The sequence below is a fragment of the Fimbriimonas sp. LA-C6 genome (assembly GCF_055398105.1).
In genome coordinates, this window is the sequence record NZ_AP038796.1 from 1,944,659 (window position 1) to 1,960,018 (window position 15,360).

Sequence of the window (15,360 nt, forward strand, 5' to 3'; positions counted from 1 at the left end):
CCACGGTAAATTGTCGGCATGAGTGCAGCGTTGTTCGCGTTTCTGGCGATCGTGGGTGGCTTGGAATCCGCGCCGCAGATGAAAGTCTCCGACTTGAGGTGCGAGTACAGCCCGTTTCCCACTGTTGTCGAGACTCTCGCCCCACGTTTGAGTTGGATCACGGAGAGCGCTGCACCGGGATGGAAGCAGTCGGCTTACCAGATACTTGTCGCGTCCAGTTCGACAGCGTTAGCCACAGATCAAGCGGATCTGTGGGATTCCGGGAAGGTGGCGTCTGAGGCGAGCATCCAGATTCCATATGCCGGAAAAGCCCTTCGTTCGCGGCAATCGTGTTACTGGAAGGTCCGCGTTTGGGATGCGTCGGGCAACGCATCAGGCTGGAGCAAGACCCAGAGCTGGGAGATGGGGCTCCTTGAGGGTAGCGACTGGGGGACGAGTGCATGGATTGGAGGCCACGCAAAAGGTGACGAGCAACTGCCAGCACCTTTTCTGCGGAAAGAGTTCGTACTCTCGCAAAAGGTGGCACGGGCGAGGCTGTACGCAAGTGGAGTGGGATACGCAGAGCTTCATGTGAACGGGCATAAGCTTGGCGAGACCGTTGAACGGGATCCTGGCTATACGAACTTTGACAAGCGCGTGCTGTATGTTGCTCATGATGTGACGAGGCAGCTTAAAGTCGGCCCCAACAGCTTGGGGGCGATCTTGGGGACTGGATGGTACAACGTTCACGACCGAGCTACTTGGAACTTTGAGAAAGCACCTTGGCGGGCGCAGCCTGCCCTTAAGGCAATCCTCTACGTGGAGTATGCAAATGGGCAGAGCGATACCATCGTGACGGACCCGTCGTGGAGGACTGCCCCCGGTCCGATTGTTTTCGACGGGATCTATACAGGCGAAGTGTACGATGCGCGATTAGAGATGACTGGTTGGAGCCAATTTGGGTTTGATGACAAGTCTTGGCAACCGGCTGCGGTTTTGACGGGTCCGAAGGGCGTGCTCGCTGGCCGGGCCTGTAATCCTGTGGTGATTTCTAAAAGCATCAAGCCCGTTGCTATTTCAGAACCCAAGCCTGGTGTCTTCGTGGTGGATCTTGGGCAGAACATTTCGGGCCATGTGAAGCTTCGGGTGAAAGGCGCGGCAGGGGACAAGGTGACCCTCCGATATAGCGAACGACTGGATAAGCAAGGCATGATTCAGCGGTCTGAGATCGAAACCTTTATGACCAAAGAGACGCCTGTACAACCTTTCCAGACAGATGTTTACATCCTGAAAGGCAGAGGTGTCGAGGAGTGGGAGCAGCGGTTTTCTTACAGCGGGTTCCGGTACGTAGAGGTCACAGGGTTTCCTGGCAAGCTAGAAGCCAGCAATATTGAGGGTCGGTTTGCGCACACCGCGTTTGAGAGCGCTGGGGAGTTCTCTTGTTCTGACGAGATGTTGAACAAGATCCAGGCTGCGACTCGCTACTCGTACTTGAGCAACGCACAGAGTATTCCTACTGACTGCCCTCAGCGGGAGAAGAACGGATGGACCGGTGATGCTCATTTAGCAGCTGAGGCGGGGTTGATGAACTTTCGATCAGAGTCGTTCTACACCAAGTGGTTGGATGACTACTCGGACGATATGAAAGCCGACGGTGCTGTTTCTGTAATCATCCCAACTGGTGGGTGGGGATATGGCAATACGCACCCAGCATGGGACAGTGCGTTTCATATCATTGCCGGGGATATGCTTCGTTATTCCGGTGACACTCGGTTATTAGATCGACACTACGAGAAGCTGAAGCGGTATGTGGATCATCTTTACAAGATGACCGAGGACGGGATTGTGCCGTTTGACAGCCTGGGGGACTGGCTGCCTTGGTCGACGGAGACTTCGAGCAAGCTCACTTCAACGGTTTGTCTGTACATCGACGCAAAAGTGGTGGCAAACGCCGCGAAGATGAATGGGAACACAAGTGATGCCGCGAAGTATGAGGCAGTGGCCGAAGCTGCCAAAACTGGCTTTAACAAGCATTTCATGAGTCCCGAGATGGTGGCAGGCAGCACGCAAACCGCGCTTTCGCTTGCTGTGTACTTCGACTTGGTTCCACCCGTTGTGAAGAAGGCGGCATTTGATGCTTTGGTGGCGAATGTTGAGAAACAGGGTCACATCGACACGGGCATTATCGGCGCGAAGTTCATCTTACGCGCACTGTCGGAGAGTGGTCGGACCGACCTTGCATACAAGCTGGTTTCTCGAAAGGAACAGCCGAGTTGGGCTTGGTGGATTGGGCAAGGTGCGACCACGCTTTGGGAAGATTGGAAAGGCGAATCTTCGCTGAACCACATCATGTTTGGAGATGTGAGTAACTGGTTCTACCAGTGGATCGCTGGAATCGGACTCGATCCCGAAGTAGCGGCATTCAAGCACGTGTTATTCCATCCACAGCCTGTGGCAGACCTGAAATGGGCGAAGGCTACTCATTTTGGACCCTATGGCAAGATCTCTTCTTCCTGGAAGAAGTCGGGCAGTAAGTTCCAGTTGGAGATAGTGGTTCCGCCTAATACGACGGCTACCGTTTGGGTGCCTGGAATGAGCAACGTACCAGCTGGCTTGAAACTTGTTAAAACGGAGAATGGCTTTAGCGTATTTGAAGTCGGGTCGGGCAGGTATCGCTTCGACAGTAAGTTGTAATTTGCTAATGCGTTAAGGCTCCTGTATCCTAGCAGTGATGTCAGTGTCGACTCCTGCTAGGACGCCTTGGTATCGAATCCTGTACTATCAAGTGCTGATCGCCGTTGTTCTGGGGATCGTTGTGGCCCTTATTCAGCCCGACCTTGGGAAGTCGCTTAAACCCCTTGGAGACGGCTTTGTGCGGTTAGTCAAGATGATGATCGCCCCGATCATCTTCTGCACGGTGGTCCATGGAATCGCTTCCATGGGTGACTTGAAGAAGCTAGGGCGGGTTGGTGTCAAAACGCTTCTCTACTTTGAAGTGGTCTCTACGATCGCCCTGATCATCGGAATGATCGTGGTGAACTTGCTGAAGCCAGGGGTTGGCTTTACTCCGGCAGGCGAGACGTTTCATGCGACTGCTGATGCCGCATCTGCTAGCCTCGGTTTTGCGCAGAAAGCACACCAAGCAGGCTCAAGCGAGTTCTTCCTCAAGATCATTCCAGATACGTTGTTTAGCGCGTTTGTGACGGGGGATCTTCTATCTGTGTTGCTGGTGTCCGTGCTGTCTGCATTCGCACTGGTCTACATGGGTGAACGTGGCGAACCCATTCTGCGAGGACTCAATACGGCATCCGATTTCTTCTTTAGCGTGATGCGCATGGTTGTTCAGGCTGCGCCGGTTGGTGCTTTTGGCGCGATGGCTTTCACGGTCGGTAGCTACGGATTCAGTGCGCTTGGCAGGCTGGGTGTGCTGATGTTCGGTTTCTATTTGACGTCAGCTATTTTCGTAGTGCTGATCCTTGGCCCTATAGCGAGAGTGTGTGGTTTCTCGATATTTCGGTTCCTTGCTTACATCAAAGATGAGCTACTACTTGTGTTGGGCACCAGCTCTTCTGAAACAGCATTGCCAGGCATGATTCAGAAGATGCAGCGCTTAGGTTGCTCAACCTCTACGGTGGTGCTAGTGATCCCAACAGGATACAGTTTTAATCTAGATGGGACGAATATATATATATGGCGATGGCAGCAATCTTCTTGGCCCAAGCCACGAATACTCCGCTCGACCTAAGCCACCAGGCCGGACTTATTATGGTAGCGATGCTCACTTCGAAAGGTGCCAGCGGTGTTACAGGCTCAGGGTTCATCACTTTAGCCGCAACACTTCAGGCGGTTCCAAGCGTTCCCATTGAGTCTCTTGCCATGCTCGTCGGTATTGATCGCTTCATGAGTGAATGCAGATCGATTACGAATCTGATCGGTAACGGAGTAGCTACGGTGGTCATCAGTCGCTGGGAGAGCGAAGTAACCCCGGAACAATTAAGCTCAAATATGCATGTCTCCTCCGAGCAAACCCTCGTGATCTAGCGAAAATTGCCACATGAACAGAGAGTAGTTACTGGGAAATAGCTTCTTAGAACAAAGAGGTAACAGCAGAGATGTCACACAGCGAACCGGCCTTGCCTACCGAGTTTTTCGACTTGGTTGACTTATTTTTAAATATCGCAAACCGGGCATGCGAGAAGTGTCCACCTGAGCAAGTGAGCGCAGCGATGATGTTTGCAGCTTCCAGATATAACGCGTGTTATTGGGTGAGCTGCGAAACCGACACGGAGATGAGCCTTGAGAAGGGTGTTGACTACTATCGATCTCAATACGAAATGATGTTTCGAGAGAACGCAGTCGAGATCATGAACGAGTCTCGGTAAGGTCCCCACATCACAGCGGATGTGAGGACCTCCGGGGGCTTAGTTCAGCTTCAGGCGAATGGTGTGACCTGAAGTGTGAGCGATGCCTTTGAGGTTGAGTTCAACGACGTCTCCGCCACGTGGAGCAAACACGTCGAGGATGGATGTTGCCTCAGCGGACAATGCGCGTTGTACGTCGGCAAGGACATCCTTGCCGTCGAGAGACACGCTTGCGACCGATACACCTGCTGGGAGGTGAACTCGGACTTTCCAGTCTCTGGATTCGAGCATTCCCTTGTAAGTGCCCGTTCCTGGCTTCAGTTCGATCGTCGCGAGACCGTCGTTGGTGGTCTTGGCTTCTACAACTCGGGTTGAGCCTGCGCCGTTGATATACTCATTGCTGATGCCGTCATCCTCGTAGAGCGATCGCTTGACCGACTTGCCCTTGGCTGGCAAGAACACTTCTGCTGTGAGTCCGGCCTTCAACTGGAGATCTGCACGCTGGACATCTGCGCCGAGGAACACAATGCCGCCTTCTCGGACGAGCATCGGAACCTTGTTGAGAGGCGCTTCCACTTCAATCTGCTTAGGACCGGTGAAGGTCTTGCCTGTCCATACGTCGCGCCATGTACCTGGTGGAACCCAAAGCTTATTGATGACGACCTTTGCGGGCTCTTTCTCGCCGAACCAGCCGAGCTTACAGGACGCCTCGCCGCTGTTTTCGTAGTACTCCACCTTCACGTCGTAAGTCTTTCCTGCTTCGAGCGTGATCGAGCCGGTTGCATCGTCGCCTGCCTGGTCCTTCCAGGAGTCGATGACCTTCTTTCCATCGATGAAGAGTCGAGACCCGTCGTCGCTGGTGAGGCTGAACTTGTACGACATGGTTTTCGGCATCGGGCCGATCTTGCCAGTCCAGCGGGCGCTAAAACCATCGGACGGGATAGCCGGATCGGGTGATCCTTCGCTCCAATTGAACTGAACATTGGCATCGGTTCGGACGACAGCTGGAGTGCCTTCCAACTTCATATTGGTGAAGTACTCAGCCTTCAGTCCGTCTTTGCCATCCTCTGTGTGAAGCAATCCATTGATGGCCTGGCCTGGACCCTCGACCGAATTCTTGACTGGCGAGACAAGGAGGTCGTCGCCTAACAAGTACTGGGTGTTGCTGGCGGCTTCCTCATACTTCGGAAACTCGACATCAAGACGGCGAAGCAACGGAGTTCCATCTTCGTATGCCTGATGTGCGGCAGTGTAGAGAGTTGGAAGAAGTCTGTACCGGAACTTGATTGCATCCGTGGTGATCTTCTCGATCTCGGGTGCATACGCCCAAGGGTGTCGGTTGAGGCCGTACGTGCAGTGGACTCGCATAACTGGCGAGAGCGCACCGTATTGCAGGAATCGTGTATAGAGCTCTGCGTCTGGTTTGCCCGTGTGTCCGCCAAGGTCTTCGTTTACATAAGGCAAAAGATTAAGGGTGCCCATGTCAACGCCATTTTGGATGCCGTACTGCAGGTAGGTCCAAGTGGAGCCCGTGTCGCCAGTCCACCAGATGGGGTAGCGATGGAAGGCCGCGTGTGCCGGGTAGTTTCGGATTCCGTTATCGATTCCGGAAACGTTGCTCATGATCACCGGTCGCTGATCTGGGCGGTAACCGAACGTGATGTCGTGGAAGATGGAGGCTCCCCATACTTCGCGACGAAGGCCCTGCATTGGCTCTTGAAGAACGGTGGACCAGTTTCTGTCGTACCACCAGACGTCGAGTCCCATGCCGAGCAGGCTGGTGAGGCCGTCCCATCGGTATTGGATCTCTTTAGGATCGAGTGCGCCCGAGAACTGTGGTTCTGGGTGGTCGTTGTACATCAATCGAACGCCCTTCTCGTGGGCGCGCCGCATGAACCGGGGCATGTCTGGGAATAGCTTGGTATTGGGGCCATATCCCTTGGATGCGCCGATTCGCCAGTCGGTATCGACCACGAACATGTCGAGCGGGATTCCGCGCTTCTGGTAGCTGTCGATGTCTGCGAGGGCGGACTCTTCGGTGTATGGGAACCAGCGGCTATCCGTGAAACCAAGGATGTACCTGGGCACCATGGGGATGGGTCCAGTGAGCTTCAGGAAGTCTTTACGAAGCTGTTTGTAGTCCTTGGTGACGAAGAGATAGACGTCGGCTGAGTCGTTGCCTGTGTCGAAGCCGTTTGTCTCAGCATAGGGTCCCGTAGCAGAAGCTGGAATAGCGCCCTTTTCTGGGGTAGCCATGCGAGGCGCATCAGCAAGTGCATAGACGCCGGTCAGTTTGGCAGGTGCTGGCAGGTAAGACACGTCGGGGGTGTTTGCGACTGTGTACAGATCCTTGCCTTTTGCATCCAGAACGCGGATCCCACGAAGTCCCTTGCGCTCTGATGGGATTTCTACGGTGAAGCCCTTTGTTTTCAGGAGTACACCTGAAGTTTGCTTCACAACTTTGAATGTCCCTCCGGTCCAGTTTCGATTCACAACTGTGAAGGTTTTACGATCCTCGAATCCTCTTGGACCTTTCAGTTCGAGTCGGACGACCGATGGGGACAGGATTTGGACGCGTAGATCACCGTCAATGTAGGATCCTGTTTCGGCATGAGCAATGCTCACTAAACCGATGGTTGAAAACAATAAGGCACGCACGTGACCAGTTTGCCCGATAACTCGTTTAAACTTCGACGGTGGAAGCTGAATAGATGTCGTGACACACGTCATTTGCGAGGAATTTAGATTCAAACATCCAGTTTGTTCGGATTTTCCCGAGAAATTGGTGGGAGCTTTTTCTTACATGCCAACTTACGATTTAATTCCACTTTCGCTATGCTTTACCAAACCTGTTCGATGGGGCTTACTAGCGATAACTCTCGGCCTGAGTTCGCATCTGCACGCGAGTGTTGCAGGCAACAGTTTGGTCAGGACACCGAACGGGACCACAAAGATCAGCCTAATTACGAAGGGCTCTGATGTCATGGTGAGTGGACTCAACCGGGTCTTAGCATCAGCTCGCGTGAAGGTCACTGCCAGTTCAACTGTTGGCTCCAAAGCACTGGCCGTTTATCTTCGATACCGTACAGTGTCAGGGCAACAGACATTGGTCGTTTCCACGGATCAACTGTTGGTGGTTCAGGAGGGATCACATTTCCTTCTTCGGAACGCTGATCAGCTGCTACCCAACACTAAATTAGCTACGTTCGACAAACAAGATGCAGTTATCCAGTCCGTATCTATCGGTAACTATACGGGGCAAATGTATGCCATCTCCACGAGCACCGCTCGGCCAGATAAAAACTACTCCGGGCACATTATCGTGGTTCAGGGGTTGTTGCTTGCCGACTACTACGCTTGCGTCTATCGTCATTAGAAGTTCAGATTTCTACGGTGGAAAGCAAGCGCCTCTTGGACATGTTCGTCCCAGTAGCTCCAGGTGTGATCTCCCGGGAATTCTTCGTACTCGTACGGGATTCCCTCTGCTTTCAGGAACTCGTCGAAGCCTCGGTTACTACTGAGGAGGAAGTCATCCACTCCACAGTCGAACCGGAGTGCCGGGACGGATTTGCAAGTCTTCGCTAAATGACAGAGGTCGTTGGGCCCGCCGGTTGGGTCTTCGCCTAAGACACGAGTGAATTCGATTGCAAACTCATCCGACTTGTTGTAAAACGGTCCATGACCAAAGAACAGCGCCCCGCTATGAGATACCGCTGAGCGGAAGAGTTCGGGATAGGTTAACGCCAGGCGAAACGCTCCGTAGCCTCCCATGGAGAGACCTGTAATGGACCAATGAGACTTGGTTTGAAAATAGGTTTGGATCAGCGCAGGGAGTTCTTCACCAATGGCCTTTCCATAGGCGAAACCTTCGACGGCGTCGCAATAGAACCCTCGACCGCCATTCGGCATCACGACGATGAGCGGGAGGCCTTCGACATACCGTTCGATGCTGGTGCGTCTTGACCAGATGGTGTGATCATCGCTTAAGCCATGTAGCAAGAACATGACTTCATAGGGCCCCTTAAGCGAGGGGTCTGGCAAGATCAGGTTGACGGTGGTCGCCATCTGTAGGGCTTGCGAGAAATAGTTGAGCTGGCACGCAGGCATCGTGCTCTCAGACTACACCAGATTCCGATTAATTGGATTGAGGAGAATCTTTGGCGGAAACTTCCCACAGCCGGACGAGCTTGTCTTGACCACAGGCAGCGAGGCGGGTTCCTTCTGGGTTGAAGGCCACGCAACTAATGGGGCGGGAACTGGCTTCGATTCGCACGTTGCCGATGCCCTTGGCGGCGTTCCAGAGTCCGACGGTGCCATCACGTGAGGCCGAGGCGAAGAGCCAGCCGTTTGGATGGAAGCAGAGCGACTCGATGGGCTTGGTGTGGCCAAACATCATCTTTACGAGCAATCCATCTGACAGTGAGAAGACGCGAATGCTCAGGTCGACGGCTGCGACGGCGATGTATCGGTTGTCGTTGCTGAAGGCGATGGCAGTGACCGTGCTGCGGATTTGGCGAAGGGTGTGAAGCAGGGCGCCTGTCTTGGCGAACCAGAGTTTGACAGTGGCGTCGGCCGAGCCTGTAGCAAGGTATTTGCCATCGTTGGACCAGGCGACGGAGGTGACCGCCTCCGTGTGATCGCTCTTGCGGTAGATGCTGCCGCCGTCGGTGGTTTTGTTGACGGTGAAGGTGTGGAGCAGGGAGCCAGCGGCTACGGCGAAGCCATCAGGGGAGATGGAGATGCTGCTGACCCACTCTTCGTTGCTGGTGCGCCACGCGTCGATTCGACCAGCGTTGAGGCGGTACATGCTGATCTGGCTCTCGGCAGAACCTGCGGCGTAAAGGCAGTCATTGGAGAAAGCTCTTAGCGTGCTGACAGAGCCGGACTCAAGCCTAGTGCGTTTGCTAGGTTGCCCCGAGGGTTCGTCCCACCAGATGATTTCGTTATCGAAGGCACTGGAGACGAGTTGGCCGGTATCGGGTGCGAAGGTGACGCTGTACACGGGAGTCTTGTGGGACTGCAACCGCTTCATCAGCTTCACGACGATGGGCTTCTGGGGTGGTTTACGGTTGGGTGCGGGCGCTTCTTCTAGTCCACCGCCAGCCAACATGGCGTCGTATTCCATCCTCTTGGTAGGATCAACAAGCGTGGAAAACGCCTCGTTGATGCGCGCCATATTCTCGTGAGCACGGGGATGGTTGCTGACGTCGGGGTGATGCTTACGGGCGAGTTTCCGATAAGCCTTTCTCAGGGTGTCCTCGTCGGCGTTGGATTTAACCCCGAGGATTTCGTAAAAGTTGAGCGTAAGAGTATTCAAATCGTACGTCTGGCGCGTTTGGCGTGGGCGACCACGGGATATCACGTACAGCAGTGAAACGCGAACTCCTATTGTGTAAGGTTCGACTCCTCCATCGCCATCTTTGATCAGAGGAACACCTTAAAGTTTGAAAGATTGCGGGAAAACCTTGTCGTTTTACAGTGATTTCTTAGCTGGCACCGACGAATCAGTTAGGATCTGAAAGTGGTTCTTCGCGACATTTGGTCTGGCCTTGGTCTTTTGGGAGAACCAAAGCGTGTGCTGATCGTGGAAGACCACGTGAGCTTTGCAACCCGTTTGAGAGATTTCCTGATAGAGGGCGGCCACTCGTGCGAGGCTTAAACGGGGATCCATTCTATTGAGAACGGAGTTGCTCAAGCGACTTCGCTTGAAGACGAACTCATTTCGATCAATTTGAGTGAGTTTCAGGTCGTGTTTTTGGACCACTACTTCCTGAGCAAGACCTACAACGGTGCCACGTTTTTGAAGGAACTGCTCCTCATTTCCGATCCAAGAGTGCTTGCGATGTCCTCGGATCCTGACGCAAATCTGGCCATGTTGGGGCTTGGCGCGACGCTGGCGGTGAGGAAGAACAGGCTCATGGCGATGCTGGCTTGAACCCAAATTACAGCTACAATCTTTCGTGGAAACTTTAGAGGGATATCTTCGGCGGGCGCTTTTGGCCCGCGTTTACGACGTAGCGCACGAGACCCCACTTGAGATTTGCCCACGAATTTCCGAGAGTCTGGGTTCCCAGGTTTGGCTGAAGCGCGAAGACGAACAGCCAGTGTTTTCCTTCAAGATCCGAGGCGCTTACAACAAGATGGCGCTGATGAGCGAAGAGGCCCGGGCGCGGGGTGTGATTGCCGCATCCGCTGGGAATCATGCCCAGGGAGTTGCGCTAAGCGCCCGTGCCTTAGGCTGCAAGGCCGTGATTGTGATGCCTTGTACCACGCCAAACATAAAAGTTGAGGCGGTAAGAGCATTGGGCGGCGAAGTGGTGCTGGCTGGAGACAATTTTGATGGCGCTTACCATCGAGCTTGCGAGCTGATGGAAGAGCGGAACCTCACCTTTGTGCATCCCTACGACGATCCCGATGTGATCGCAGGCCAGGGCACGGTGGGTGTGGAGATTCTGAAGCAGCATCCAGGCCCCATTGATGCGATCTTTGTTGAAGTCGGTGGCGGTGGATTGATCTCGGGAATTGGTGCGGTGGTGAAGACTCTGCGACCCGAGATCAAGATTATTGGCGTTGAGCCGGAGGATGCGGCATCCATGACTGCCTCACTGGCGGCTGGTGAGCGCGTAACCCTTCCCCATGTCGGTCGGTTTGCCGACGGCGTTGCCGTTAAGTTAGTCGGCAAAGAGACTTTCCGGGTTTGTCAGCAGGTTGTCGATGAGTGCGTGGTAGTGAGTAACGACGCCATCTGTGCTGGAATCAAGGAGATCTTCGAAGATCGGCGGGCGATCTTGGAACCTGCTGGTGCCCTGGCGTATGCGGGACTTAAGAAGTGGGTTGCCGAACATGGACCCGGGAACTACATTGCCATTGCAAGCGGGGCAAACATCAATTTCGACTCCCTACGCCACGTCTCGGAGCGCGCGGAGATTGGCGAGCGACGTGAGGCGGTTTTGGCCGTTACGATTCCGGAGGTTCCCGGAAGCTTTAGACGGTTTTGCGACTCTATTGGCGACGTGACCGTGACCGAGTTCAACTATCGCTACTCCGGACCAGGTGCCGCCCATATTTATGTGGGGATCCGGTCTGCTAATGCGGTAGGTTTGGTCCAAAAACTGCAAGACGGCGGATACCAGACGCTGGATCTAACCGACAATGAGACCGCAAAGTTGCACATTCGTCACATGGTAGGTGGACGGGCTGACGTGCCGAATGAGCGATTGGTGGCGTTTGAATTTCCCGAAAGATCGGGGGCATTATTGCAGTTTCTTGAGGCAATGCACTCCTCATGGAACATCACACTCTTCCATTATCGAAACCATGGGTCAGACGTGGGGCGCGTTCTTGCCGGAATCGATATTCCAACCTCAGAACTGGGCGATTTCAGCCAATATCTGGAACGATTGGGCTACGAATACACGGATGTTACGGAAGACCCCGCCTGCGTTCTGTTCCTCAAGTAGTCGTGTTAGTGTGACTTCCCTTCCCCGCAGCCTTTCTGAATAATGTTTATTGCGGGGAACTATTTTGGTACACCTCTTACATGTTTGGTCCATTAAATTACCAAGCGCAAGAATCTTAAGAAACTTCTTGGACTTTTTGGTCCGCTCCGGTATTAATGATACCGATGGAGCAAAGAAGCCACATCAATACTGCCAAGGCGGCAAACGTGCAGGTGTTCGTGTAAATGAGCGGTGTTTCGCCATTAACTACGTCTGTCATCTCCGCGCTCGCAAGTCGCATCCACCGAGGCGAATTGCCTTCCGGGCGAACACTCCCTAGCGAACGAGAACTCTCCATCGAATTTGGCGTGAGTCGCGCTGTTGTGAGGACGGCTTTGGCGGAGTTGGGCAATATGGGGCTGGTCGAGAGCAAGCCACGATGTCGGCCTGTAGTTGCAGCGAAATCTCTGAAAGGCTCCAAGTGGTCCCACGCCAACCACCGGCAGATTGCGATCTGGATTTGGCCCGACACGGGTGATTACGGCGCTTCTATGATTTTGAAGGGCATCCATCGGGTGGCGACCGCGCCAAATATCCGCATCACCATGACCACAGCGCATGGCCCAGACTGGGATTCGATTCTGGATGAGGAGGCGAAGTACCTGCGGACCATCGCCCATGACCCTCACACGTGCGGCGCGATCCTTTGGTATCTCGGAGGTAAGCGGAATCTATCGGCTCTTCAAGAGCTGCGCAGTGCCGGGGTTCCTATTGTTTTTGTAGACCGCCTTCCGCCGACCAAATTGGACGGTGACTTTGTAGGCACCGACAATGAGGGAGCAGCTTTCCAAGCGGTTTCGTACCTTTACGATCAGGGCCATCGCCATATCGCTTGCGTCTCAAACACCGAGGAGGTTTCTACGGTCGCCGCACGATTGGCAGGATACAAGAGTGCGCTGGCGGCTTCTGGAATTCCGTTCCAGCCCAGCTACATGAAGCAGGTTGCTTCGGACGACATCGGCGCGGTGGAAGCTGCCGTTCAGCGGCTCTTGACGCTTCCCAACCCTCCAACCGCGATCTTTGCAGTGAACGATCACATCGGCCTCCAGGTTCACGAGGTGCTTTCGCGCATGGGTGTGAATGTTCCGGATGAGATGTCGGTAATGGGCTTTGATGGCCTTCTCCGCTGGGTCCCCGGCGGTGGACACCTCACCTCAGCTCGACAAAACTTTGAGCGTATTGGACAGTACGCGGCAGAGATGCTCCTACACCGGATAGAGGGTGACACCCCCAGCCATTTCCGCCATGTCCTTCTGGAAGCTCCCACCGTGGAGCAAGGTTCGACCACCGTTCCAAGAATCAACAACGACTTCTCTAACAAATCTTTCCAACAGTGGAGATCTGAAAATGCACATACCTAAAAGTCGAGCTTTTACGCTCATTGAGTTACTTGTTGTTATTGCAATCATCGCCATTCTCGCGGCGATCCTATTCCCTGTGTTTGCACAGGCCAAAGTGGCTGCTAAGAAGGCTGCACTTATTTCAAATGCGAAGCAGATTGGCACATCCCAATTTCTCTATGGAACGGACAACGACGATCGGTTTGCTCCGATTGCTGAGTTCCAGGATGGTTGGAATATGTGGTCTTTTGCTGCTGTTCTAGATCCTTATGTGAAGAACTTTGGAGTCTATATGGACTCTCTGGGGCCTGCCAAAGTGAGCGACAATCCATTTGTTCTCAACAGTCAGTGGGCCATGATGCCACGACGCGAAGCGGTCGCGGGATGCCCGACGGACTTCGCCGACGTCACGGGTTGCGCCATGGGTGCGTACAACTCTGCGGGTCTTCAGCTTACGGGCGGAGTCCCTTGGGGGCGAGACGGTATCGCTGGAGCCTCTAAGAGCCTTTCCGGCGGTTGGCACACGTTCATCGTGGATCGATACAAAGACAATGTCCCGTCCATGACGAACTCCGAGATCTCGCGCCCAGCTGAGATTGTTCTTGTAGCCGAAGCGAACCACTTTGACATGCTTTGGGGTTCTCGAAGCCTTACACCTGACCGAGCCTATCGGCACTGGGGAGATGGCGGCCTGAACCTTTACGGCGACATGAACATGACGTGCGGCCCAGCAGCTCGTGTGAATGCCACCGGTACAAAGGCGGGTATCTGGCCCACAAGCGTGATCGACATGACCCAGTTCCCAGAAGGTCTGAACGTGTCGGTCTACACCGATGGCCATGCAGCTGTCCGCCCATGGCGACAGATGCACAGTAAGTCGGTGGATGGTCCCGGAGGAACCAAGTACCTCGCTTATGCTGCTCCGAAATACTGATATGCGAACCGTACTCTTTGCCGCTCTCGCTGGGTTCCTGGTGATCGGTTGCTCAGGCGCAGATAGCGAACTTCCTAAGGACCAAGACAAGGAGTTGCGCAACAACTTCAAGCGGAAAATGTCCGATGAGGAGATCGCCAAGATGCGCCAGGGCGCTAAGAAGGGCGAAGCACCTCCGGGTGCCAGTTCTGCTCCTGCAGGAGCACCTCAATAAGGGTTCCCATGACTCCCCTACCTGGATAGGGGAGTCCGTCTTCTTTTTCATTTTGTTTCCAACGTCGGAGAATTGATATGAATATTCGTAAGAGTCGAGCGTTTACGCTCATCGAGTTACTTGTTGTCATCGCGATCATTGCTATTCTTGCCGCGATCCTTTTTCCTGTTTTCGCTCAAGCCAAGGCAGCTGCTAAGGCGACCGTCGCACTATCTGGTTGTAAGCAGATGGGGCTTGCTCAGATCATGTACGCCGGGGATGTGGATGACTCCTTTAGCCCAGTAGTCGCTGCTGATAAGGCCAATTGGGGAGACCCAAACTTGTTCGTGAAGCTGATGCAGCCTTACATGAAATCGTACGGTGTTCTTATGGACCCGCTTGGTCCTGCAACACTCAATAGCGATAACTGGGTCATCCGCAATCAGTGGGGCATGCCTCCGATGAGAAGTGCCACGCGTTCGACGAGTCCAGACGATTGGGTCTTGGGTAACAACCCGGCAGGTGCTGCCTTCACTGGCGGCAAGAAGTATTACTTTGACGGAATCGCAGGAGCAGCCATCTACCCAGGTGCTGGTAACGACGACTGGGCAGTTGCTGGTTACAAAGAACAGAACACTCCTTCGATGACAACCACACAGGTTTCCTCTCCGGCTGACCAAGTAATGATCGTTCAAGCCGGTGCTTACGATATGTTCTGGCAGTATGCAGGCGATGGATACGGTGACTTCCAAAACGGCCAAGATACACCCGATAACTGGGACTACTTCTGGGATCCGGCCACCCCTCAGTACAACCTATACGGAAACAAGGCTACTATCTGCGGCCCAATGGCACGTGTGCACGCAACTGGACAAGATGCAGGCGCGGTTTCGCCTAGCGAGATCCCTACTGCTCACCTTCCCACCGGCAACAGCATCTACGTAGCGGTCGATGGTCACGCCAAGAACACTGCCTGGAGAAATCTGATGGGAACGACCATCACGCTGCCCGATGGCCGATTGGCAATCAAGGCGTTCTGGCCAAACTAACATGT

12 protein-coding genes and 1 pseudogene are annotated in these 15,360 nt (G+C 54.0%); 10 read left to right on the top strand and 3 right to left on the bottom strand.

The window, feature by feature from the left end:
- The first annotated feature begins 18 nt into the window (after positions 1 to 18).
- The 3 genes and pseudogenes from ACZ51B_RS09030 (at position 19) to ACZ51B_RS09040 (ending at position 4,361) form a co-directional block, all read left to right on the top strand.
- Positions 19 to 2,673 carry a family 78 glycoside hydrolase catalytic domain gene (locus ACZ51B_RS09030; RefSeq protein ID WP_464296915.1) on the top strand — a complete coding sequence of 885 codons (2,655 nt, stop codon included), beginning with the start codon at positions 19 to 21 and terminating at the stop codon, positions 2,671 to 2,673.
- A gap of 37 nt (positions 2,674 to 2,710) precedes the next feature.
- A pseudogene (dctA, locus tag ACZ51B_RS09035) lies at positions 2,711 to 4,020 on the top strand (C4-dicarboxylate transporter DctA).
- Between the two features lie 71 nt (positions 4,021 to 4,091).
- The gene (locus ACZ51B_RS09040; RefSeq protein WP_464296916.1) at positions 4,092 to 4,361 is read left to right on the top strand and encodes a DUF3144 domain-containing protein; all 270 of its coding nucleotides are present in this window, start codon (positions 4,092 to 4,094) and stop codon (positions 4,359 to 4,361) included.
- A gap of 39 nt (positions 4,362 to 4,400) precedes the next feature.
- On the opposite strand, the gene ACZ51B_RS09045 is transcribed toward ACZ51B_RS09040, so the two are convergent.
- Positions 4,401 to 6,998: a TIM-barrel domain-containing protein gene (locus ACZ51B_RS09045; RefSeq protein ID WP_464296917.1), complete on the bottom strand. Its 2,598-nt coding sequence runs from the start codon at positions 6,996 to 6,998 to the stop codon at positions 4,401 to 4,403.
- A gap of 325 nt (positions 6,999 to 7,323) precedes the next feature.
- On the opposite strand from ACZ51B_RS09045, the gene ACZ51B_RS09050 reads away from it, so the two are divergent.
- On the top strand, positions 7,324 to 7,716 hold the full coding sequence (locus tag ACZ51B_RS09050) for a hypothetical protein (protein ID WP_464296918.1): 393 nt from the start codon (positions 7,324 to 7,326) through the stop codon (positions 7,714 to 7,716).
- On the opposite strand, the gene ACZ51B_RS09055 is transcribed toward ACZ51B_RS09050, so the two are convergent.
- Both ACZ51B_RS09055 and ACZ51B_RS09060 read right to left on the bottom strand, forming a co-directional pair.
- On the bottom strand, positions 7,713 to 8,447 hold the full coding sequence (locus tag ACZ51B_RS09055) for an alpha/beta hydrolase (RefSeq protein WP_464296919.1): 735 nt from the start codon (positions 8,445 to 8,447) through the stop codon (positions 7,713 to 7,715). The genes ACZ51B_RS09050 and ACZ51B_RS09055 overlap by 4 nt on opposite strands.
- Before the next feature lie 28 nt (positions 8,448 to 8,475).
- On the bottom strand, positions 8,476 to 9,657 hold the full coding sequence (locus ACZ51B_RS09060; protein ID WP_464296920.1) for a WD40 domain-containing protein: 1,182 nt from the start codon (positions 9,655 to 9,657) through the stop codon (positions 8,476 to 8,478).
- A gap of 414 nt (positions 9,658 to 10,071) precedes the next feature.
- On the opposite strand from ACZ51B_RS09060, the gene ACZ51B_RS09065 reads away from it, so the two are divergent.
- From ACZ51B_RS09065 to ACZ51B_RS09090, 6 genes are all read left to right on the top strand, one after another.
- On the top strand, positions 10,072 to 10,275 hold the full coding sequence (locus ACZ51B_RS09065; protein ID WP_464296921.1) for a hypothetical protein: 204 nt from the start codon (positions 10,072 to 10,074) through the stop codon (positions 10,273 to 10,275).
- Positions 10,276 to 10,300: 25 nt separating this feature from the next.
- Complete coding sequence (ilvA, locus tag ACZ51B_RS09070; protein WP_464296922.1) at positions 10,301 to 11,800, top strand: threonine ammonia-lyase, biosynthetic; 1,500 nt, start codon at positions 10,301 to 10,303, stop codon at positions 11,798 to 11,800.
- A gap of 224 nt (positions 11,801 to 12,024) precedes the next feature.
- On the top strand, positions 12,025 to 13,200 hold the full coding sequence (locus ACZ51B_RS09075) for a GntR family transcriptional regulator (protein ID WP_464296923.1): 1,176 nt from the start codon (positions 12,025 to 12,027) through the stop codon (positions 13,198 to 13,200).
- Positions 13,187 to 14,113, top strand: coding sequence for a prepilin-type N-terminal cleavage/methylation domain-containing protein (locus ACZ51B_RS09080; RefSeq protein ID WP_464296924.1), 927 nt, complete (start codon positions 13,187 to 13,189; stop codon positions 14,111 to 14,113). The genes ACZ51B_RS09075 and ACZ51B_RS09080 overlap by 14 nt, the downstream gene beginning before the upstream one ends.
- A gap of 1 nt (position 14,114) precedes the next feature.
- A complete protein-coding gene (locus tag ACZ51B_RS09085) occupies positions 14,115 to 14,327 on the top strand; it encodes a hypothetical protein (RefSeq protein ID WP_464296925.1) in 213 nt (70 codons plus the stop codon).
- A 77-nt stretch (positions 14,328 to 14,404) separates the two neighbouring features.
- Complete coding sequence (locus tag ACZ51B_RS09090) at positions 14,405 to 15,355, top strand: prepilin-type N-terminal cleavage/methylation domain-containing protein (RefSeq protein ID WP_464296926.1); 951 nt, start codon at positions 14,405 to 14,407, stop codon at positions 15,353 to 15,355.
- Positions 15,356 to 15,360: the final 5 nt, after the last annotated feature.

Excerpts from the sequence above, each read along its gene's own strand:
- ACZ51B_RS09030 (WP_464296915.1), top strand. The coding sequence starts at position 19 with ATGAGTGCAGCGTTGTTCGCGTTTCTGGCGATCGTGGGTGGCTTGGAA.
- ACZ51B_RS09040 (WP_464296916.1), top strand. The coding sequence starts at position 4,092 with ATGTCACACAGCGAACCGGCCTTGCCTACCGAGTTTTTCGACTTGGTT.
- ACZ51B_RS09050 (WP_464296918.1), top strand. The coding sequence starts at position 7,324 with ATGGTGAGTGGACTCAACCGGGTCTTAGCATCAGCTCGCGTGAAGGTC.
- ACZ51B_RS09055 (WP_464296919.1), bottom strand. The coding sequence starts at position 8,447 with ATGCCTGCGTGCCAGCTCAACTATTTCTCGCAAGCCCTACAGATGGCG.
- ACZ51B_RS09075 (WP_464296923.1), top strand. The coding sequence starts at position 12,025 with ATGAGCGGTGTTTCGCCATTAACTACGTCTGTCATCTCCGCGCTCGCA.
- ACZ51B_RS09080 (WP_464296924.1), top strand. The coding sequence starts at position 13,187 with ATGCACATACCTAAAAGTCGAGCTTTTACGCTCATTGAGTTACTTGTT.
- ACZ51B_RS09085 (WP_464296925.1), top strand. The coding sequence starts at position 14,115 with ATGCGAACCGTACTCTTTGCCGCTCTCGCTGGGTTCCTGGTGATCGGT.
- ACZ51B_RS09090 (WP_464296926.1), top strand. The coding sequence starts at position 14,405 with ATGAATATTCGTAAGAGTCGAGCGTTTACGCTCATCGAGTTACTTGTT.